The organism is Cohnella sp. GCM10020058, from assembly GCF_042683485.1.
In the GTDB taxonomy this organism is placed as follows: Bacteria; Bacillota; Bacilli; order Paenibacillales; family Paenibacillaceae; genus Cohnella.
The window spans coordinates 66,588-87,398 of record NZ_JBHUJV010000025.1; the positions used below are offsets into that span (position 1 = coordinate 66,588).

Genomic DNA, 20,811 nt, shown 5'->3' on the forward strand with positions numbered 1-20,811 from the left:
GCGTCATGCCGTCGAAGATCGTCACGTTGGCCGGTTTCCGGTCCGAATTTTTGAATAATGAGAGAGAGCTGTACGTCTACTTGCCCGACGGCTACGGGGATTCGGCGAACAAAGACGTCCGCTACCCGGTGCTGTACATGCAGGACGGACAGCATGTATTTGCCGCAGACAATCGCGGGGGCTCCTGGGAGGCCCACAAGATCGCGGACCGCCTGATCGCCGAAGGCCGGATCCGCCCGATCATCATCGTCGGCGTGGCTCATGTGACCGGCGCGCGGGTGGCCGAGTACATGCACCCGGTGCCTTGGCTCGAGGAGGTGTTCGGCCAAGGCGCGCAAGGCGACCTGTACGAGCGCTTCCTGGCGGAGGAGGTCAAGCCTTATGTCGACCATAAATATCGGACGCTGCCGGATGCCGCCCATACCGGTGTGCTCGGATCGTCGGCCGGCGGTCTGCTGGCTTACAATCTGGGATTCCGCCGTCCGGAGACGTTCGGACTTGTCGGGGCGCTGTGCCCGTTTTTTGTGCGGCCGGATCAGAGCCAGGAGCAGGAGCTGTGGTTAAGCGAAATTCACCGCTTCAAGCCTCCGATCCGCATCTGGATGGATGTGGGCGGCGCAGAAGGCTTCACCGTGATGGAAAGACATGTGCGGACCGTAATTCGCGCCATGATCGAAGCGGGCTTCCGCCCCGGAGTCGATCTGATGTACCACTTCATCCAGGAGTCGGGCCATTACCAAAAGGACTGGGCGGCCCGGCTTCACGAGCCGCTGATCTTCCTGTTCGGGCAGCCGGGACGCGTGATCCGCTCGCAGCTGCAAGGACCGGATGCGGTCGGACTGGTAGGGACGCCTGCATACTTTAATGCCGTCGACGTGTATGACAGCGGCTTCGCCGCAACCAATCTGGACGGGGCGTATGGCGTATCCGAACCGTCGGTGCTCTCGGTGCTGCCGGACGGGACGATCGAGCCCCGACAGGAAGGCATCGCGGAGGTGACGTACATGAATGCGGAGCAACAGACGTTCACGAAGGCGGTGGCAGTCGTTGCCGATCTTCCGCAGACGGTGCAGGTCAGCTTCCGCGTCGAGGTTCCTGCGGATACGCCGCATACTGACCGGATCTATGCGGGCATCGAGCTGCCGAAGATCGGTCCGCGGTTGTACGGCGGCACGTTTGCGCTGCCCCGCGGGTTCGCCGTCGAATTCCGCATCTCCCGCGGCATGGGCTGCGAGGAGGCCGACGAGCGCGGGCGGAAGGCGCCTTATCGGCTGCTCCGGGCCGAGGAGGGGCTACTCGTCGAGTACCAAGTGAAGGGCTGGATCGACATGCTGCCGCGCGGCAGCGACGAGGCCGCAGAAGAGGGGGAGACCGCATGACGCTGCTCCGCATCGACAAGTTCCGTTCCGAGCTGCTGGACAACGAACGCGACATCTACATTTATCTGCCGCCAAGCTATGGACGAAGCGGCGACCGGCGCTATCCCGTACTTTACTTGCACGACGGTCAAAATGTGTTCCACCCCGCATACAACGGGCAATCCTGGAACCTCCACCGGGCCGCCGACCGGCTGATAGAGGAGGGCCGGATCGAGGAGATCGTCATGGTCGGAGCTGCCAATATGGAAATGGCGCGCGCCGACGAGTATACGCATGCGCTCGACGGCGTCGATTACGCCCGCGACAAAATGGACATCACGCCGAAAGGCGAGCTATACGAGCGCTTCCTCATCGAGGAGCTCAAGCCTTATATCGACGCGGTGCTGCGGACGAAGACCGATCCGGCGCATACCGGTCTGCTCGGATCGTCGCGCGGCGGTCAGGTCACCTACCATATCGGAATGCGTCGGCCTGACGTATACGGCATGATCGGCATCATGTCGCCTTACCTGTACTACGTCAATCCCGAAAATCTCGCGGAGACGCGCGTGTACGCCAGGTTTGCCGGCAGGCCGCCGCTCCATAAGATTTGGATCGATACGGGGGGCCGGGAGGGGACGCTGATCCTCGAAAAGCATGTGCAGGGTCTCGTCGACGAGCTGCTCGCGGCCGGCTACGAGCCGAACCGGCAGCTGGCGTATTACTTCGATCCGGAGGCCGCGCATACGGAAGCGGATTGGGAGGCGCGCGTCGCGCTGCCGCTGCTGCACTTCTTCGGGCAGCCGGGCGAGCTCGCGGGCGTCAGCCTCAAGCCCGCGCCGGCGACCGCTCTGCACGGAACGGATGCGATCGGGCGTTTCGTGCCGGCGGCGTCGTACGCCGGCGGGCTGCGCCTGACGCCGCTCGGCGGGGGCTTTGCGGCTTGCGGCTCGGCGGGGAGCGTCACGCGCGTCGATGCCGGCGGCATCGTTCGGGGCGCCGGAGCGGATTCGGTCCAGGCGGCCTATTCTTTTGAAGGCCTAACGGCACAGGCGGTCTGGCCGCCGATAGATTGAGGCTGTCGCATAGCGGCGGCGGTGGGGAGCGAAGCGCTTCTGCACCGCCGCCGTTTTTTTAACATTATAGAAATAATAAGGAAACCGGTTTTCTTGCGTGGGTGATGTGAATTGTCCAAGACGGTTGAGATCCCTTCATGGATCAAACTTTAGATTCCAATAACTTTCAATTAATGGAAGTGAATTTGAATCGCCAGATCAGTGAGTGTTCGACAGTTTGCAGCTAGGACTTCCGGACGATTGGACTCCGAAATCCGCTTTGCAGCGCGCCTTGCAGCTTTTGTCGTATTTTTCCGAATGGCGAATGATGACAAAATAGGATATTGAAAAAGCAAAAATATAGTGCTACAATCTGGAAAAATTGAAGGCCATGTTACCGAAAGGTACAACCTCGAACGCTCGTCGGGGTTGTGCCTTTTTTCGTTTTCGGCCCGGGAGGGATCGCGCTCAGCAGGATGGCATGCATGCCTGGTATTCGATGCCCATGAATCAAGGAGGAGGACGGAGATGAACCGAGGAGCGCTCTATCATCGCCACAAGCAGAATTGGGCTTTTATGTACGACGACGCACATGTGCGAGTAAGGCTGCGGACGGCCCGCGGCGATATCGACGAAGCCGCCGTCTGCTATGGAGACAAATACGACTGGCACGGCAGTGAATGCCGCACGCCCATGACCATAAGACTTTCCGATGCGCTGTACGACTATTGGGAGGCCGATGTCGCGGTCGGTACGCGCAGGCTCAGCTATCGTTTTCTGCTGGCATCCGGTCGGGAACGGATCTACTTTGGCGAACGCTGGTTGGGAGAGCAGCCGCCGGAGGAGTCGTTCGGCAATTTCGAATACCCTTATATGAACCCGGACGACGCCATTCGCCCGCCTGAATGGGTGAGGGATGCCGTGTTCTATCAGATTTTCCCGGACCGCTTTGCCAAAGTCGGCGAGACGGCAGCGGTCGGGACATTCGAGCCTTGGGGAGCGATGCCGACCAAACAGAACGCGTTCGGCGGCAATCTCCCCGGCGTGCTGGACAAGCTCGATCATCTGACGGCGCTCGGCGTGAACGCGATTTACTTTACGCCGTTGTTCCAGGCGCCGTCGAGCCACAAGTACGATACGGAAAACTTCTATGCGGTCGACCCGCAGTTTGGGACGGTTGAGACGCTCAAAACGCTGGTGGAGGCCTGCCATGCGCGAGGCATCCGCGTGCTGCTCGACTTCGTGTTCAACCATACAGGCAGCCGGTTCCCGCCTTTCCTGGACGTGCTGGAGCATGGCGAGTCATCGCAGTATGCCGGCTGGTTCCGTGTGCTGCGCTGGCCGGATTCCGGGACGGGCGATAACCTCGTCTACGAGACGTTCGGCTATGAGGCCGATCTGCCCAAGCTGAACGTGTCCTATCCGGCGACGGCCGACTATCTGCTGCAAGTGGCGGCTTACTGGCTGCGCGAGGCCGATATCGACGGTTTCCGGCTCGACGTGGCCAACGAGGTCGACCATCGCTTCTGGCGCAGGCTGCGCGAGACGGTCAAGGCGGTGAAGCCCGACGCCTATCTGCTCGGCGAGATTTTCCACGACGCCATGGCTTGGCTCGGGGGCGACCAGCTCGACGCGGTGATGGATTATCCGGTGCGGGATCTGGCGATCAAGTTTTTCGCATCCCGCACGATCGACGCGGAGACGTTCGCGAACATCGTCTCGCAGCAGCTCGCCCTGTATCCGCAGCAGGTGTGCGAGGCTTCTTTTCAACTGCTCGGGAGCCACGATACGGCGCGTCTGCTGACGCTGTGCGGCGGGGACGAGGCGCGGATGAAGCTTGCGGCGCTGTTCCAGTTCACCTACATCGGCGCGCCCTGCATTTACTACGGGGACGAGATCGGCATGAGCGGGGAAAACGATCCCGACAACCGGCGCTGCATGGTCTGGGAGCCGGAGGCGCAAAACCGGGAGCTGTTCGCGTTCTACAGGGACATGATCGCGCTGCGCCGGACGCACGGTGCGCTCCGCGGAGGCGGCATCCGCTTCCTGCATGCGCCGGCCGGCGGCAGCACCCTGGCCTACGAGCGTTATGCCGAAGACGAGCGGATCATCGTGGCCTTCAACGTGGGCGACGGGCCGCAGACGATTCGTGTCGCCACGGGGCAGCCTGTCGCGTGCGATGAAGCCGGCTTCGAAGCCTGGGAGGAGCTTCGCACTGGCGAAGTCAGCCTTCCCCTCGATGGCGGGCTTGAGCTGCCGCTCGGACCCTGCGGCTGCGCGGTGCTAAGGCACCGTGTCAGGAAGGGGGCGCCGGTATGAACGCGCTCCAGTGGACGTCCGCAGGCAGGCTGGAGTTGACGACGGTCGCGGAGCCTGCCGTCACCGCGCCGACGCAGGTCAAAGTCCGTATTGAGTTGACTGGTATATGCGGCACGGACCTGGCCGTCATCGCCGGCAGGGAAGAAGGCGTGCCGAATGTGACACGCGGTCATGAGGCGGTCGGCACGATCGTCGACGCCGGGGGATCGGTCAGCCGGCTGCGGATCGGCGACCGCGTCGTCATCGACCCGAACTGGAGCTGCGGGAGCTGCAAATATTGCAAGCGGGAGATGCCGCATCTTTGCGTCGGCCATGGCGGCGGCATGGCGATTGCCGGGCTCAACGCGCCCGGGACGTTCGCCCGCTACTATGTGTCCGAGGAGCAGTTCGTACATCGCTTGCCTCACAGCATGTCCTGGGAGCGCGGCGTGCTCGTGGAGCCGCTCGCTTGCGTGCTCCACAATCTCCAGGAGGCGCAGGTCAAGCGCGACGACGCGGTGCTGGTCATCGGCTCGGGGCCGATGGGGCTGCTCTGCCAGATGGCGAGCAGGGCGACCGCTCGCCTGACGGTCGCGACCGAGCTGAACCCGGCGCGGCTGCAGGCAGCTCGGCGGATCGCGGATGCGGCCTGCCGTCCGGACGAGCTCGAAGCCGTTGTCGAGCGGATCGCCGGAGGCCGGCGGTTCGACGTCGTCATCGACGCGGTCGGCAACCAGCTGGAGACCGCGGAGCGTTGGATCGGGCGGGGCGGGCGCATCGTGCCCTTCGGCATCGACGCCACGTACCGCTACGCGATCTCGCCGGTCCGGCTCGTTCAGAACGGCATCAGCATCGTGGGCGCGGGCGAGTATCGATGCACGTTTCCGCTGGCTCTGCAGCTCGCCGAGACGATGCCGGAGCTCGATCGGCTGGTGACCGGCCGTTACGGCCTCGAGCAGCACGAGCAGGCCGTGCGCGAGCTGCTCGGCTACGATCCGGCAACGGGGGAGCGGGTCGCGTCGGAGGCGATCAAGACGGTGTTCGCGCCGTGGGGCGGAGGGGCAGCGGAAGAGGCGGGATGAGGCTCGGGCGGGAGATGGGGGGAAGGTTATCGGGCGCAGCAGGGCAAAACGCACATATCTTTCGCTTTGCAGTAACGGTGCGTATCGGAAATGCGAGGCATCGGGCATAGGGTCCGCAATGCGAGCCAACAAGGGGGACGAGGCGCATGAGCGCAGGCAGAACGGTTGACGAGCTGGTCATTTGGCACGAATTCGACGGACCCGGAGACACCTCGGTCGAGGTGCTGGAGGAGATCGGGCGGATGTACGAGGAACGGTACGGGATACGGGTGCGCGCAGAGGCGATGAGTATCGCGGATCTCGGCCGGCGGCTGACGCGGCTGCCGGAGGACGGTACGGGACCGGACATGGCGATGGTCCCTTCGGATATGGCGAATTACTGGGAAGCGGCGCGCTTGTCCGAGGTGGACGGCGCCATGCTGCAAGACTTCGTCGCGCCGTCCTCGCTCGACACGATGCGGATCGGCGGGCGACTGTACGGCGTCCCCGTGCTGACGGGCAATCATCTCGTCCTCTACGTCAACAAGACGCATTATCCCGAAGCGCCGCAGACGTGGGAGGAGCTAGAGGATGGCGCAGTCCGACTGCGGGAAGCCGGGATCATTCCGCTGGGGATCGATCTCGGACAAGCCTACAGCTTCATCCCGTTCCTCACCGCCTTCGGCGGCTGGCCGATCGCGGACGGCCGGATCTCGCTGAATACGGATGCCGCAGAGCAGGCGCTGGCTTTTTTGAGGCGCGGATTGGCATCGGGCAAAATCGCCAGCATGGACGGCGCGACGACGCTGCTCGAGCGGTTCGCCGAGGGCCGGATCGGGGCGATCGTGACGGGAGAGTGGATCTATAACTATTTGAGTCGTCGACTGGGGGACGAGCTGGAGGTAGTCGCCATTCCGGCCATCGGGGGACGGCCCGCCGTCTCGATGTGTTCTTCGATCGGACTCATTTTTCCGTGCAGATCGCTGTCGTCTCCGCGCGGTGCGGCTCTGCGCGCTTATGCCGCCTTTATGCTGAGCGACGAATGCCAGCGGCTGTGGGTCGAGCGCGTACAGCGGATTCCCGCCGCGAGCGCCGCGCTGGCACGGATTGAGTCAAGGGGCTCCGCGAACAAGCGGCAGCTGATCGCTCAGCTCAGGAGCAGCCGGCCGATGCCGGTCAGTCCTTATATGATCGCCGGCTGGGTCGGCATGGAGGAGGGGCTTCGGCGGCTGCCGGAGGACGGGGCGTCCCGGGCGCGCACCGCCATGCACGACCGGGCGAACGCCGTCATGGCTGAAGTGGACGATTATCTGGAGCAACTCAAAAAAGGAGCGAGTATCGGATGAGAGTGACCGTGTTCAGCCAAATCTCCATCGACGGCAAGCTGACGTTCGGCGAAGGGCAGTCGAGCAAGGAGCTGTTCCAGCTGTTCGACGAGGACGACATGACCTACATCCACCGGTTCCGCGGGCAAGTCGACGGGATTATGGTCGGCAAAAATACGATTTGTACGGACAATCCGTTTCTGACCAACCGCTATGAGAAAAACCGCAATCCCGTCCGGATCGTGCCCACCCGCACGCTCGACATTCCGCCCGCGAGCAACATTTTGTCGGACGGCGAACGCACGCTGATCGTCACGACCGAGCGCGGCATGAACGAGGATAAGCGACGGCAGATCGAGGATAAGGGCAAGGAAGTCATCGTGTGCGGCGACGAGCTGGTCGACTTTGCCGCGCTGTTCGAACGGCTCGAGACCGAGTACGGCTTCAAGCGGCTGATGGTCGAGGGCGGCGGCATGCTCAATTGGCACGTGTTCGACCGCAATCTGGTGGACGAGATCATCCTGATGCAGCTCCCGATCATCATCGGTGGCGGCACCAACATCACGCTGGTGGACGGGCAGGGCTACGACCGGATGTCGTTTACTAAACGATTCAGCGTCGTCGACGTCCAGCCCCGCAAAAATTACACGTTGATGCGTTACGCCAAATACCGCGATGTCGGGGAGGATGCGCTGCTTCATGGATGACCCCAAGGCCGGCTTCTACAAAAGCCTGTACAAAATCGCCGTGCCTATCGCGCTGCAAAGCCTGATCATGGCAGCCCTGTATATGACCGATCAGCTGATGGTGGGCCAGCTCGGCGACGTGGCGATCGCTTCGGTGGGCATGGCGAGCAAGATCTACAGCATTATCTCCGTCGTGCTCGCGGGTCTCGCGACCGGACTGTCGGTGTACGCCGCCCAGTATTGGGGCAGCAGAGACGTGCGCAGCATCACGGATTTGCTCGGCATGACGCTGCTTATCGGACTAATCTTGTCCGTGGCGTTCTCGGCGTTTGTCTTTTTCGAGCCGCAGTTCTGTCTGGGGTTGTTCACGACCGACGCGCGGGTGACCGGAGAAGGCTATGTTTTCCTGAAAATCGTGGCGCTCAGCTACGTGCCGACGATGCTGACAATGGTTTACTCCGCCATTATGCGCAGCACGGGCCACGTCAAGTATCCGATGTACGTCAGCCTGGCGGTCGTTATTGTGAACATCGCGCTGAATTACCTGCTCATCTTCGGCAACTGGGGATTCCCCGAGCTGGGATTGGCCGGCGCAGCGTACGCGACACTCACGGCGCGCATCGTCGAGTGCCTGCTGATTATCGGGGCGGTGTACCGGTTCAAGCTGCCCGGCGCTGCCGGATTCCGGCATCTTCTACGGTTTCGTGGGGATCTGGCGCGCAAGTTTTTGCTCACGACGTACCCGATCGTGCTGACCGAGCTGATCTGGGTGCTCGGCGAGGCGGCCTATGCCATCATTTACAGCCGGATGGGCACGACCGAGATGACGGCGATGACGGTCACGTTCCCTCTGCAGGGACTCAGCATCGGGCTGCTGTCGGGACTTGCTGGCGCGGCGGGCGTGCTGGTGGGCAACAGGCTCGGCGCCGACGAGCACGTGCTCGCGCTCGACTATGCCCGCCGGCTGATCCGCGCGGGCATCGGCTTGTCGCTGGCGCTGGGCGCGGGCATCGCGGCGCTGGCGCCGCTGTACGCGTCGGCGTTCTCGATCACAGGGGAGGCGCGCGACTTGTCCGTACATGTCCTGTGGGTGTTCGCGGCGTTCATGTGGGTCAAAGTGGCGAACATGATCATCGCGGGCGGCATCCTCCAGAGCGGCGGGGACAGTAAGTTCGTTTTCAAAATGGAGTCGGCAGCCACCTGGCTGATCGGCGTCCCGCTCGGGCTGCTGCTCTCGTTCGTCTGGAAGCAGCCGCTGTTCTGGGTGTATTTTTTTCTGTCGCTCGAGGAGCTCGTCCGCCTGGGAGCTGGGCTGCTCCGGTTCCGTTCGCGCAAATGGATTAAAAATCTGACCGGCCAAATCTCGGCTTGAGGAGGAAGAGGAAGGATGCGAGATACCGAGACCGGGCGCGGAGCCGATGTTTACGGGGCGGCGGATGTTCCCCTGTCGCACCCGCAAAAGCGGATCGGCTACGTCGAACAGCGCTACCCTAACACGTCCCTTCATGTCGTCGGCTGTACCTCCGTCATTCGCGGCAATGTCGACTTCGACCGGCTCGCGCGCGCGATACGCCGATTCTTGGACGAGCGCGATGCGTTCCGGCTCGCGTTTGTGGAGACGCCGGACGGTTTGATGCAAGGGCTGCGGACAGCTGTGCCGCCGTTCGAAATTCCGCTCGTCGACCTGTCGGGCGAATCGGATCCGGACGCCGAGCTGGAACGACTCGTTCGCCGGGGGGCCGCCGAGCCGATGCAGTTCACGGACGAGGCGCTGTTTCGATTCGCGATGTTCCGGCTGGACGGCGGGCGTACGGGGTACACGTACAGGTTTCATCACGCCATTGCGGACGGCTGGTCGGTGCAGCTGCTGTCGGAGCGAATTGCGGACCTGTATGAGGCGGACGGGACCGACAGGTCGGGAAGCGCTGAGGAGGCGGAAACCACAGGCTATTTCGCGCTGCTGGAGCGCGAGCGGCAGTATGCCGCTTCGCCGCGCTTCGAGCGGGACCGGCGCTTCTGGCAGGCACAATTCGCCGCCCTGCCCGAGCCGCCGTACCCGCTCGCCGAAGGCAGCCTGGCCGGAGAGCGGCATTCGTTTCGCATCGATCCGGAGCTGGGCGCAGCAGTCCGCAGTCACGTCGAAGCGCATGGACTTTCCGTCCACGCGATGTTTACGTCGCTGGTGCTGATGCTGCTGCATCGCGATACGGGCGCCGGCGACCTCGTTGTCGGCATGCCCGTCTACAACCGGACGACCCGGGAGGAGAAGCGGCTGTTCGGTATGTTCGCCAGCACGATGCCGCTCCGGATTCGAGTCCAAGGGGACGAACCGGCAAACGACTTTGTCATGCGGGTTCAAGACCGGCTGCGGGCCTGTTTGCCGCATCAGAAATACCCGTACGACCTGCTTGCGCAAGACTTGGAGCTGCGCAGGCAAGGGCTGGACGGACTGTTCCAGGTGACGGTCAATGTCTATAATACAAGGCCGCGCGATACGCTGGACGGTTACGTCGTGGAGACGAGGGAGCTGTACGCCGGCTGCCAAGCGAACCCGCTGGACGTCGTCGTTCACGAATGGGCGCCGGACGGCGGGTTTACGGTGGATCTCAAGTACCGCAAGTCCTGCTTTGACGCGCAGCGCATCGAGGCGATGGCGGAGTCGCTGCAGGCGCTGCTTGGCGGAATGCTCGCGGACGGCGGGCGCTGGCTGGCCGATCTGCCGATGGCGGCCGGCCGGACGCTTCGCTTGCTGGAGGCGTTTAACGATACGTATCGGCCGTATCCGGAGGATCGTACGCTGCACGGGTTGTTCGAGCTGCAGGCGGCGTTGACCCCCAAGCGGATTGCCGTCGAGTGCGGCGGCCGTACAGTGAGCTATGAGCAGTTGAACGAAAGCGCGGACCGGATCGCGGCGCAGTTGCGGGAGGCCGGCGCGGGGAAGGGCGCGGTCGTCGGGATTGTGTCGGAGCGGTCGCCGGCGCTGCTCGCGGGCATCTACGGCATTCTCAAGGCAGGTGCCGCCTATTTGCCGCTCGATCCGTCGCATCCGGAAGAGCGAATTGCGTACAGTTTGGCGGACAGCGGGGCCCGCTTGCTGCTGGTGTCGCCAGGCATGCGGGAACGGGCGGTTGGGTGGAAGATTACGACGGAAGGCGGGCTTGCGTTCGTCGAGCTTGAAGCGTGGCCGATAGCAGGGCATGACATTGACCGGGAGGCGGCATCGGCTGCAGCGGAACTAGCCTTATCTCCCGCTGTCAGGGCGGGATCGTCTGTCAGAAAAAGGGGAGCGGGGCCCGAAGACCTTGCCTATCTCATCTACACCTCGGGCTCCACCGGCAGGCCGAAGGGCGTTATGATTGAGCATAGCGCGGCAGTCAACTTCGTCGAAGCGATGGCCGAGGCGCTGCCCCTGCCCGACGCGCCGGTGGTGCTTGGCGTGACGACGGTGTCCTTCGACATCTTCGTCACCGAATCGCTGCTGCCGCTGTCCAAAGGGATGCGAGTCGTGCTCGCCACGGAGGCCGAGCTTCGGGACGGGGACGAGCTGCGCTCGCTAATCGCGCGCAGCGGGGCGAACGTCGTGCAGATGACGCCTTCCCGCATGCAGCTGCTGCTTGATGGCGACGATCCTGAAGCGCCGTTCCTTAGCGGCGTGCAGGTCGCGATGCTGGGCGGGGAGCCGCTGCCGCTCTTGCTGCTGTCGCAGCTCCGCCAGCGGACTGAAGCCCGGATTTTTAATATGTACGGGCCTACGGAGACGACCGTATGGTCGACGCTGCAAGAAGTGACCGCCGGACGGCGCATCACGATAGGCGGGCCGATCGCCAATACGCAGGTGCTTATTCTGGATAGGCGGGGCGAGCTGCTTCCGGTCGGCATGGCGGGCGAGCTGTGCATCGCCGGCGCGGGGCTCGCGCGGGGCTATCATGACCGGGACGAGCTGACGGATCGGGCGTTCGCGGCCCATCCGCTCGCTGGGGGCAAACTCTACCGGACCGGCGACCTTGCCCGCTGGCTGCCCGATGGCGAGCTCGAGCATCTGGGAAGGATCGACCGCCAGGTCAAGATCCGCGGCTACCGGATCGAGCCGGGCGAGATCGAGAGCTGCTTGCTCTCGCATGATGCGGTCCGGATGGCAGCGGTCGTCGACCGCGAGGACGCGCATGGCATCCGCGAGCTGTATGCGTACTATACGGCTTCGCGGCCGGTGACGCCGGCGGAGCTGAGAGCCTTTGCCGCGCGCTGGCTGCCGGCGTATATGATTCCGGCGGCGTTCGCGGCGCTCGCCGAGCTGCCGCTCACGCCAAGCGGCAAGATCGACCGGCGCGCGCTGGCTGATCTGCAGCCGAGCGCAGCGGACCCGTCTGCCGTCGCCGCTTCTGCCGCGGCCGCTTCAACAGTCGCCTCCGCCGCTTCTGCCATTTCTGCGGCAGCCGCAGCGCTCGCTCCCGCGGACCATGGGGCCCGATCGCCCGGCATCGTCCGCGCACCCGACGCCGCGTCCGAGGCCGCAGCCGCATCCGCGCGGCCAGCCCCGGACGCGACCGAATCGGACAACGCCGGCCCGCTTCTGTTCAGCGACGCCGAGGACGACCGCGCGCTGCCGCATACGATCGCAGCCTGCTTGTCGTCTCTGCTGCCCGGCGAACCGCTTGCGCCCGCCGATGATTTTTTCGCTTGCGGCGGCCATTCGCTCCATGTGCTTCGCGCCGTCGCGCTGCTTAAGGCACGCGGCATTCCCGCCAAAGCATCGGACTTATACGCCGAGCCTACGCCGGCCGGACTCGCTTCGCTGCTGCGGCTGCGCGAAGGACGATTCGCTTACCATGCCGTCACCACAACGAGCGCTTCGCGGATGCATGCGCCATCGCCGATCCGCGTGCTCGGCGGCGTCGTGCCGAACCGGGACGCTTTTACCTGGGAACAGATCAACTGCTTCACCAAACCGATGGCCATCCTGTTCGATTCGCTCGCGCCGGGGAGTTTCGAACCGTTTTTGTTTCATGTACAATTCGGTCTTACCTTTTTCCCGGACGGCTGGAAGGAGGATCTGTTCGAACGCGGCAGCGAGCCGCATGCCGACTTCTTCGAGCTGTATGAGAAGACGCTGAAACCGGTCTTCGGCATCGACCTCGCCCGTCGTTCTTACGCTAGCGAAGCGGAGATGCGTGAGATTCTGATCGAAGCGCTGGATCGGGGACAGCCGGCGCTCGTGCCGGGCGACCTGTACGGCCTGTATTATTCGCATCATTATCGCAGTGAACCGCATACGCACTATTTTATCGTCAAAGGTTACGACGCCAAGCGCGACTTGCTGTTCGTACTCGACAACATGCATATCGACGACGGCTCGCGCCCTGTCTATCGGGACTTCGTCGTTCCCTTCGCCGATCTGTTCGAGATGAACAGGCTTTACGCCGCCAATTGGTGCGCGGACGGGACCGCGCCTCATCTGTGGTCGCTCAGCCGTCCGACGGACGAGCCGGTCTCTGCGGCGGCGTCACTCGCCTATCATCGGGAGCAATTGGAGCGTTGGCGGCGCGGGGAATCGGCGCTGCGCTTCCTGGAGCGCGAGATCGCGATCGAGGTGGAGACGCGGCAGGATGCGGGGAGGTTCGCCAAGGCGATCCCGCTCGCGAACTACAAATCCGTCTACTACGAACTGCTGTTCAAGCTGCTCGAGGCGTCCGGGGGCGAGATGGACTCCGTCGGGGCGCTGCGGGCGCGCAGCGGGAATATTGCCGCGGCTTGGGAGCCGCTCCGGCTCGCGCTGTTCGACCGGATCGGCGAGCGGACGTACCGCTTTGCGGACCTGATGCCGGAGATTGATCGGATCGTGGCGCAGGAGCATGTTTTTTTCGAGGGGGCGCTGATGCTGTTGAATCAGGCCGCATTCGACGCTGCCGGAAGGCACGAATACGTAGATGCGCTCGAGCTTGATGGAGCCGGACGGCTGCAGGTCTTTAATCCGAATGGCACCGCGATCGAGCAGACTGGCGAACAGGTGCGCATCATGCATACGTCTGGCCGTATCGACGATACGTGGATCGTGAAGGACGAAGCGCCGCAGTTGCTGTTGGTCCCCGCTAAGTCCGGCTTCGTCTTCGAGGCGGCTACGATTAACGACGTGAAGTTCGGCGGCTGCTTCCATAACGGCATCGTCGTGAAATTCAAGAGCAAGGGGAAAATCATGTTCGGCTGCGCGCGGCGCAAGCTGCTGGGCGTGTTCTACCCGGAGCACACGGATAACTATGAGCTGTACGCGAGACCGGAGGTGGATGCCGTTCACGGACTCCGGGTCGAGGCGGAGGAAGCGGGTAAATTGCGCTTTTTGGCCCGGCACGCGGCAGGAGGAGCGTGGGAGTTGTTGCTTGAGCTGGACGCGCCGGACGAGATCGCCCGGATCGGACTGTTTTCGAAAACTTGGGAGCCGACCGACCATACGACGGTATTTTCAAACGTGAAATACACCGCAGGCGCGCGGGCCATTCGTTCCGCGGACACAGGGAGAGGGGACGGCTATGATGCGAATTGAGGCGCCGCTGAAGCGGATTGCGGAGTTTTTGACGGAACAGGGGGAAGGCAGGGCAAGAATCTGGGTGCCGGAAAAATGGAATACGTGCGGATACGGCAATATCGCGGAGCGCCGGGAGGGTGAGATTTTAGTCGATGCCTACCCGTTTTTGTCGGCGCATCTGAATAGGTTAACGGAGGTCGGTCGCCTCGGCGCTGCCGCCGAGGCCGCTTCTGCGCGCGAGGCGGCGGGAGACGGGGCGACTGCATTAGCAACCGCAGCCACAGCCGCGACAGCGCCCGAGGCCGATCTCAATAACAGCATCATCTACAGCACGCTTGTCCGTTACTCGACGGCTTGGGACTACGATCGCGACGGCAGGATCGAGTCGGGCACATTTCTGCGATTCATGCTCCTGCTCCCGCTGCTGAAAAGGATGGGCGTCAACATCGTCTACATGCTGCCGGTGACGCGTTACAGCACGCTGCATCTGAAGGGAAATATCGGTTCGCCATATGCGGTGCAGTCGCTCTTCGAGCTCGACCCGAATCTGCACGATCCGCTGCTGGACGGCATACCGGAGCTGACTTTGCACGATGAACTGTCCGCCCTGGTCGAAGCCTGCCATGTGCTGGGCATGCGGGTCGTCGTCGATTTCATTCCGCGGGTGACCGCGCGCAATAGCGACCTGCTGGCCGCGCACCCGGATTGGGTGTACTGGATTCGCAAGGAAGCGCTGGACGGGTTCCGGCTGCCGCATATTCCGGAGCTTGGCTTTTTTGAGGAGTGCACGCCGGATAAGCTGGAGACGGTATACCGCAGCGCCGAAACCGCGGACTTCCTCGCCAAGTTTTCCGAGCCGCCGAACGTACTGGACGAGACGCTGTGGAAAAAGCTCAAGCGGCGTGCGGCGGAGACCGGCGAGGAGCTGCTGGCGCTTGTCGAGGAACAGATGGGCATCACCACTTCGCCCGCCCACTCGGACTGGATCAACGACGTGCAGCCGATCTGGACGGACATCACGTTCTGGCGATTGTACCGCGATACGGCGCCTGCGGCCCGTCCTTACATTCGCGAGGATCAGCCGCCCTATGTGCTGTTCGACACGATCAAATGCAATTATTACCCGGGCGAGGAGCCTAATCGGGAACTGTGGGACCTGCTGGTGGCCGCCGCGAGATTTAATCTCGAGCGTTACGGCATCGACGGCTTTCGCATCGACATCGGCCATGTGCTCCCGGTTCCGCTGCTGGAGGAAATCTTCGACGCGATCCGTTCGATCCGGCCGGACGCGCTGCTCATCAGCGAGGATCTGTTCAACCGCAATCACCGCAAGGCAGCGGCCGTCGGCTACAATATTATGCTCGGCAGCGGCTGGAATGTGATGACCGATATCCGCAAGGACAACCTGCTCGCCTACATCCGGGAGCTGCCGGAACTGGACATCCACGTATTCGCCTGCGCCGAGACGGCCGACACGCCGCGCATTACGAGCCGGGGCGGGACGGCGCTCGCGCGGATGATCGCGGTGTTCAATCACTTTTTGCCGCGTGCCATCCCGTTCCTCGCGACGGGCTTCGAACTGAACGAGCAGCGGCCGATGAACTGCGGCCTTGGGGACAACACGGACGGCGCCGACATCCCGCGCGCGTTTTTCCACGAGATGACGATGGACTGGACGAATCCGCGGCCGATGATCGGTCTGCTCGAGCAGCTGTCCGAGACGCGGCGTAGCTTGCTGCCGCTTATGCGGCCGGAGCTCTTTTTCACGCCACATACGCCAGAAGACATTGTGGCTTACGGTTATCGCTCCGAAGCGGGGACGGTGCTCGCCTTGTTCAACCTGGGAACGGAAGTGTCGGTCTCTCTTTCGGTGAGCGAGCTATTGGGGGACGAGGCTTCCGGTGCAGGAGAGCGCGGCGAACTCGTGGTGTGTGTGGACAGCGCGGAAGATTCGACGATGAATGGACGCCGCGCGAGTCGCTTCGAGCTGGCACCGCGCCAAGCGATCGTGCTTTCGACGGACTAGTTGGCGCGGGGAGTTCGTGGGGAGTGAGGAGTTACACGAAAAAGCCGTGCAACTCCCGCAAAAACCATCGGCTCGGAGCGCCGTTGTACGGGAAAACCGTGCAACTCTGTGCCGATAAGCTCAAATAGACACTAAATTCGCCTCCGAGGCGCTCTGGGAGGTACAGATAAGTGCAAATAGGTATTAACTGCACGTCCTGGGCGCTCAGGAAGCTGCGGATAAGCGCAATTAGGCGCTAACGCCAACGGTGACGGCACTTTTTTGGCAGGCAAATTGGTTATCCTGGCGAGCTTGAACCGGATAAGGAGGGAGAGGCGATTTAACTGCATTGATTACTTACATACGAGATATTAGCTGCATAAATTGCGCCTCTTATCGTTTGCGACGTTAAAAAGCGGTATCAGCCGGCAAAGGCTGTACCGCTTTAGCTTCCGCTCGAAAGCACATCGCCCGCGAAGTCCCGCCGCCGCGTCAAAGTACTTTCGCTCGACAGCACATCGCACGCAAAGTCCCGCCGCCGCGTCAAAGTACTTTCGCTCGACAGCACATCGCACGCAAAGTCCCGCCGCCGCGTCAAAGTACTTTCGCTCGAAAGCACATCGCCCGCGAAATCCCGCCGCCGCGTCAAAGTACTTTCGCTCGAAAGCACATCGCCCGCGAAGTCCCGCCGCCGCGTCAAAGTACTTTCGCTCGAAAGCACATCGCCCGCGAAGTCCCGCCGCCGCGTCAAAGTACTTTCGCTCGAAAGCACATCGCCCGCGAAGTCCCGCCGCCGCGTCAAAGTACTTTCGCTCTGCAGCACACCATCCGGTCCACTGCCTCTGGCCGTGACCGCGACTTTGCGTGCCGCCTTACTCGGCCGCGCTCGCTTCGACCGCCAAGGCCGCGCGCGCACCTGCCGGCGTCCGCCATACGGCGTAGCCGTAGGCCGGCAGTTCCGCATGCAACGTGCCCGCCGCGCCTGCGGCGACCGCTTCGCCCGTGTCCGCGTCGCGCCACTCGCCACCTTGTTGCGAGGCAGGCACACCGAGCGAGACAGGCAAATCCTGATTGTTCAGCACAATCAGAAACCGCTCATCCGCGTCCCAGCGCTCGTAAGCGAGCACCTGGGGCTGCGTCTCGATCGGCACGAACGCAAGCCCGCTGCCGCGCAGCGCGGGGTGCGCCTTGCGCAGGGCGATGAGGCTGCGGAAGAAGTCGAAGAGATCGCGATCCTGCTTGGACGCATCCCATTCCATACACCGGCGGTTCAACGGGTCGTGCGCGCCGTCCATGCCGATCTCGTCGCCATAATAGACGCACGGTGTACCCTGGAAGGTCAACTGGAACAGCGTAGCCAGCTTCAAACGGCGTTTGTCGCCTTCGCACAGCGTCAGCAGGCGGTCCGTATCGTGGCTGCCCAGCAGGTTAAACGCGACTTCCATGATTTGTTGGGGGTAGCTTGCCAGCTGCGCGCCGATCGCCTGCGCGAACCGCGGCGCATCGGTCGTGCGGTGCGCGAAGAAGTTCAGCAAAATGTTCGTGAACGGATAGTTCATGACCGCGTCGAACTGGTCGCCCTGAAGCCAGGGCATCGCATCGTGCATGATCTCGCCCAGGATGTAAGCGGACGGATTAGCCTGCTTGACGACCCGGCGGAATTCCCGCCAGAACTCGTGATCGACTTCGTTGGCTACGTCGAGGCGCCAGCCGTCGAGACCGACCTCTTCGATCCAGTAGCGTCCGACGTTAAGCAGATAATCCTTGACCTCGGGATTCGCAGTGTTGAGCTTGGGCATGATCGGCTCGAAGCTGAAGGTCTCGTACGTCGGTACGCCGTCCACCACGCCGAGCGGCCACTGACGCACGCGGAACCAATCTACGTATCTCGAATTCGGGCCGTTCGCGAGCAAGTCCTGGAACGGAGCAAAGCTGCGCCCGCAGTGATTGAACACGCCATCCAGCAGCACGCGGATCCCTCTTGCGTGGCAGGCGTCGACGAGCTCCTTCAGCTTCTCGTTGGTGCCGAACTGCGGATCGACGCGCATGTAATCCGACGTATCGTATTTGTGGTTGGTCGTCGCGGCAAACAGCGGGTTGAAGTAGACGGCATTGACGCCGAGCTCGCTCAGGTGGTCAAGATGGTCGATGACGCCTTGCAGATCGCCGCCGAAAAAGTTGGTCGGCGTCGGTACCCCGCCCCACGGAAGCACGTTTTCCGGACTGATCGAAGGATCGCCGTTCGCGAACCGTTCCGGAAAGATCTGATAAAATACAGCTTCCTTGGCCCATGCCGGCGGCGTATGCACATCCAGAGGATTGAGATAGGGGAAGTCGAACAGGCCTTCGTACATCACGGTCGGGGGCTGCTCGAAAAAGCCCTTTTCCAGATAGTACACAGTCTCTTCGCCGTCGTGAAGCGCAAAGTAGTAGACCAGCCGGCGGTACTTGGGTCGCACTGCTGCCTGCCAATAGTCGAACAACGCGTCGGAGCACCAACGCTCCATAACGACCGTACCGTTCGCCTTGCTCCAATCGTACTTGTCTCCGCAGACCAGGTCGACAGTGGCAACGTTGCCGCGCTTGGTCCGCAAGCGGATGTGAAGCGTGGCGTCGTCGTAGGCGTAAGACCAGTTCTGTCCCATGCGGTGGTACACGGCTTCGAGTTGAATCATGGATAAGAGCCTCCTTAATCGGCAAGTAAACGCAAAAAGGGCACAACCTCAGATGAAGACGAGGTTGAACCCGAAAGTTTCATTGCCTTTAAATTTCCTACATCATATCATAGCGCTTGCAAGAGTTCAATAACCATTCGCGGGTATATCTGGATGTCTTTGTCGATGGGGACTCTGGCGAAGTGAATTGATGCTGCCATTCAGGTTGTCTGTCTTTTAAAAATTCTTGAAGAGGAGTTGACAAAGAAGCCGCCTCTCTACTAAGATGAGTACATAAGTTTCTTCTTCTCTTTTTGGGAACGTTCCCAAAAAACGAATCATTGGCAAGAAACGGCTGCTCTGGACCTAGCGCTTTTAGAACAGAAGTCGGAGGAACGTTTTTAACGTTTACCGGTAGCATGCAACCCGAGCGATCGGCGATTTCGAGGGAGTGATTGATTTACAGCATTTTTGGGAACGTTCCCAAAATTGGCGGTCAAAAAGTAAGCGCTTCAAATGTCGGCACAATAGTCGATTGCGGTGGAAAGCAAAAATGGCTTGCTGTCCTGCAGAGATGACTAACGGCGGTCAAGAGACGTCAAGCCAAGGGTCTACAGCCTGTTAATTAGGGAATGCATGGTTACGTTTACAATGGTTAATGCAGTTGAAATTCAGGCGGGTAAAGAAGATAGCCAACGCTTCGCGAATCTGATAATCTCATGTTATCGTTTCTTTTGGGAACGTTCCCGAAATTCGGGAGCCGGTGTGCTGACGCAACTGCCGAGCCCTTCGGGAATTACTTTATAGAAAGCGGGACGAAGCATGGGACCGACTATTCACGACGTAGCCAGACTGGCCAATACTTCCAAGAGCACGGTATCGCGTTATCTCAACGGACAAAAGGTCAAACGCGCCACGCAGGAGGCGCTGGACCGGGCGATTAACGAGCTTAATTTTCACCGCAATGCGAATGCCCGAAGACTGGTCATGGATAAGACCAACACGATCGGCGTCGTTGTCGACAATATCTCGAACGTATTCTACTCCGGCATTATCGGGGGCATCGAGAGCGTCGCCGGCCGCAGGGGATTTAATTGTATCTTCTACAGCTGGACGTCCAACTATGGCAGCGAGCGGGAGTTTTTGTCGCTGCTGTACGAAGGTCAGGTCGACGGGCTGATCCTCGTCAGCTTCCAGAAGCGGTCCGAGGAAGACTTGGCCGAATTCAGAGACTCGGCCTATCCGATCGCGCTCGTTGGAGACCATGGCGAGATGGAGGGCCTCATGTCGGTCGACGTCGACAACGCTGCGGGCCTTGAAGAAATTGTAAGTTACCTGCACGGTCTCGGCCACCGCGAGATCGCCTACATCGCGGGTCCGCCGCATGCCGGCGCGAGCAAGTACCGGCTCAAGGGTTTCCGCCAGTCGATGGAAGCGCTTGGTCTCGCCGCGAACCCGGCCTGGATCGCGGAGTCGGACTGGAGCAATCAGGGGGGCTACGAGGCGATGCGCCAGCTGCTCAAGGCAGGCGGCTTCACGGCCGTCGTCGCCTCGAATGACGAGACGGCGATCGGCGCGCTCCGGGCCATTCAGGAGCAAGGTCTAAGCGTGCCTTCGCGGCTGTCGCTCGTCGGCTTTGACGACATCTCGATTTCGGAGTGGGTGTTCCCCTCGCTCACAACCGTGCGGCAGCCGTTTCAGGAAATCGGCATGTTGGCGGCCGAGGGACTATTCCGTCGAATCGAGGGAGAATATGAGCGTGTGGACAGCCGTTTCTACAGTCTGCTCAAGCCGCATCTGATCGTCCGGGATTCTTGCGACAGACCGACTTCTATTTAATTAAAAGAGGGTT

The 20,811-nt window shown here is 61.9% G+C and carries 11 protein-coding genes; 10 read left to right on the forward strand and 1 reads right to left on the reverse strand.

Annotated elements, in window-relative coordinates; genetic code table 11:
- Positions 1-5: 5 nt before the first annotated feature.
- The 9 genes from ACFSR7_RS34305 (at position 6) to ACFSR7_RS34345 (ending at position 16,326) form a co-directional block, all read left to right on the forward strand.
- Positions 6-1,379: an alpha/beta hydrolase gene (locus tag ACFSR7_RS34305; protein ID WP_378169128.1), complete on the forward strand. Its 1,374-nt coding sequence runs from the start codon at positions 6-8 to the stop codon at positions 1,377-1,379.
- Positions 1,376-2,434 carry an alpha/beta hydrolase gene (locus tag ACFSR7_RS34310; protein ID WP_378169129.1) on the forward strand — a complete coding sequence of 353 codons (1,059 nt, stop codon included), beginning with the start codon at positions 1,376-1,378 and terminating at the stop codon, positions 2,432-2,434. Before ACFSR7_RS34305 ends, ACFSR7_RS34310 begins: the two co-directional genes overlap by 4 nt.
- 507 nt (positions 2,435-2,941) lie before the next feature.
- Positions 2,942-4,732, forward strand: a complete 1,791-nt coding sequence (locus ACFSR7_RS34315; protein WP_378169130.1) for a glycoside hydrolase family 13 protein — start codon at positions 2,942-2,944, stop codon at positions 4,730-4,732.
- Entirely contained in the window at positions 4,729-5,793 is a 1,065-nt protein-coding gene (locus tag ACFSR7_RS34320) for a zinc-dependent alcohol dehydrogenase (protein WP_378169131.1), read from the forward strand. The genes ACFSR7_RS34315 and ACFSR7_RS34320 overlap by 4 nt, the downstream gene beginning before the upstream one ends.
- Positions 5,794-5,939: 146 nt before the next feature.
- Positions 5,940-7,118 (forward strand): sugar ABC transporter substrate-binding protein, encoded by a 1,179-nt coding sequence (locus ACFSR7_RS34325; protein WP_378169132.1) that lies wholly within the window; start codon positions 5,940-5,942, stop codon positions 7,116-7,118.
- A complete protein-coding gene (locus ACFSR7_RS34330) occupies positions 7,115-7,804 on the forward strand; it encodes a dihydrofolate reductase family protein (RefSeq protein WP_378169133.1) in 690 nt (229 codons plus the stop codon). The genes ACFSR7_RS34325 and ACFSR7_RS34330 overlap by 4 nt, the downstream gene beginning before the upstream one ends.
- Positions 7,797-9,155, forward strand: coding sequence for an MATE family efflux transporter (locus ACFSR7_RS34335; RefSeq protein WP_378169134.1), 1,359 nt, complete (start codon positions 7,797-7,799; stop codon positions 9,153-9,155). Before ACFSR7_RS34330 ends, ACFSR7_RS34335 begins: the two co-directional genes overlap by 8 nt.
- A 15-nt stretch (positions 9,156-9,170) precedes the next feature.
- Positions 9,171-14,318, forward strand: a complete 5,148-nt coding sequence (locus ACFSR7_RS34340; protein WP_378169135.1) for an amino acid adenylation domain-containing protein — start codon at positions 9,171-9,173, stop codon at positions 14,316-14,318.
- Positions 14,305-16,326, forward strand: coding sequence for an alpha-amylase family protein (locus ACFSR7_RS34345; RefSeq protein ID WP_378169136.1), 2,022 nt, complete (start codon positions 14,305-14,307; stop codon positions 16,324-16,326). Before ACFSR7_RS34340 ends, ACFSR7_RS34345 begins: the two co-directional genes overlap by 14 nt.
- A gap of 851 nt (positions 16,327-17,177) precedes the next feature.
- Here the strand turns inward: ACFSR7_RS34345 and ACFSR7_RS34350 are convergent.
- The gene (locus ACFSR7_RS34350) at positions 17,178-18,980 is read right to left on the reverse strand and encodes an alpha-glycosidase (protein ID WP_378169137.1); all 1,803 of its coding nucleotides are present in this window, start codon (positions 18,978-18,980) and stop codon (positions 17,178-17,180) included.
- 801 nt (positions 18,981-19,781) lie between these two features.
- Between ACFSR7_RS34350 and ACFSR7_RS34355 the strand changes: the two genes are divergently transcribed.
- Positions 19,782-20,798: a LacI family DNA-binding transcriptional regulator gene (locus tag ACFSR7_RS34355; RefSeq protein ID WP_378169138.1), complete on the forward strand. Its 1,017-nt coding sequence runs from the start codon at positions 19,782-19,784 to the stop codon at positions 20,796-20,798.
- Positions 20,799-20,811: the final 13 nt, after the last annotated feature.

Coding starts and splice junctions, on each gene's coding strand:
- ACFSR7_RS34305 (WP_378169128.1), top strand. CDS start 6: ATGCCGTCGAAGATCGTCACGTTGGCCGGTTTCCGGTCCGAATTTTTG.
- ACFSR7_RS34310 (WP_378169129.1), top strand. CDS start 1,376: ATGACGCTGCTCCGCATCGACAAGTTCCGTTCCGAGCTGCTGGACAAC.
- ACFSR7_RS34315 (WP_378169130.1), top strand. CDS start 2,942: ATGAACCGAGGAGCGCTCTATCATCGCCACAAGCAGAATTGGGCTTTT.
- ACFSR7_RS34320 (WP_378169131.1), top strand. CDS start 4,729: ATGAACGCGCTCCAGTGGACGTCCGCAGGCAGGCTGGAGTTGACGACG.
- ACFSR7_RS34325 (WP_378169132.1), top strand. CDS start 5,940: ATGAGCGCAGGCAGAACGGTTGACGAGCTGGTCATTTGGCACGAATTC.
- ACFSR7_RS34330 (WP_378169133.1), top strand. CDS start 7,115: ATGAGAGTGACCGTGTTCAGCCAAATCTCCATCGACGGCAAGCTGACG.
- ACFSR7_RS34335 (WP_378169134.1), top strand. CDS start 7,797: ATGGATGACCCCAAGGCCGGCTTCTACAAAAGCCTGTACAAAATCGCC.
- ACFSR7_RS34340 (WP_378169135.1), top strand. CDS start 9,171: ATGCGAGATACCGAGACCGGGCGCGGAGCCGATGTTTACGGGGCGGCG.
- ACFSR7_RS34345 (WP_378169136.1), top strand. CDS start 14,305: ATGATGCGAATTGAGGCGCCGCTGAAGCGGATTGCGGAGTTTTTGACG.
- ACFSR7_RS34350 (WP_378169137.1), bottom strand. CDS start 18,980: ATGATTCAACTCGAAGCCGTGTACCACCGCATGGGACAGAACTGGTCT.
- ACFSR7_RS34355 (WP_378169138.1), top strand. CDS start 19,782: ATGGGACCGACTATTCACGACGTAGCCAGACTGGCCAATACTTCCAAG.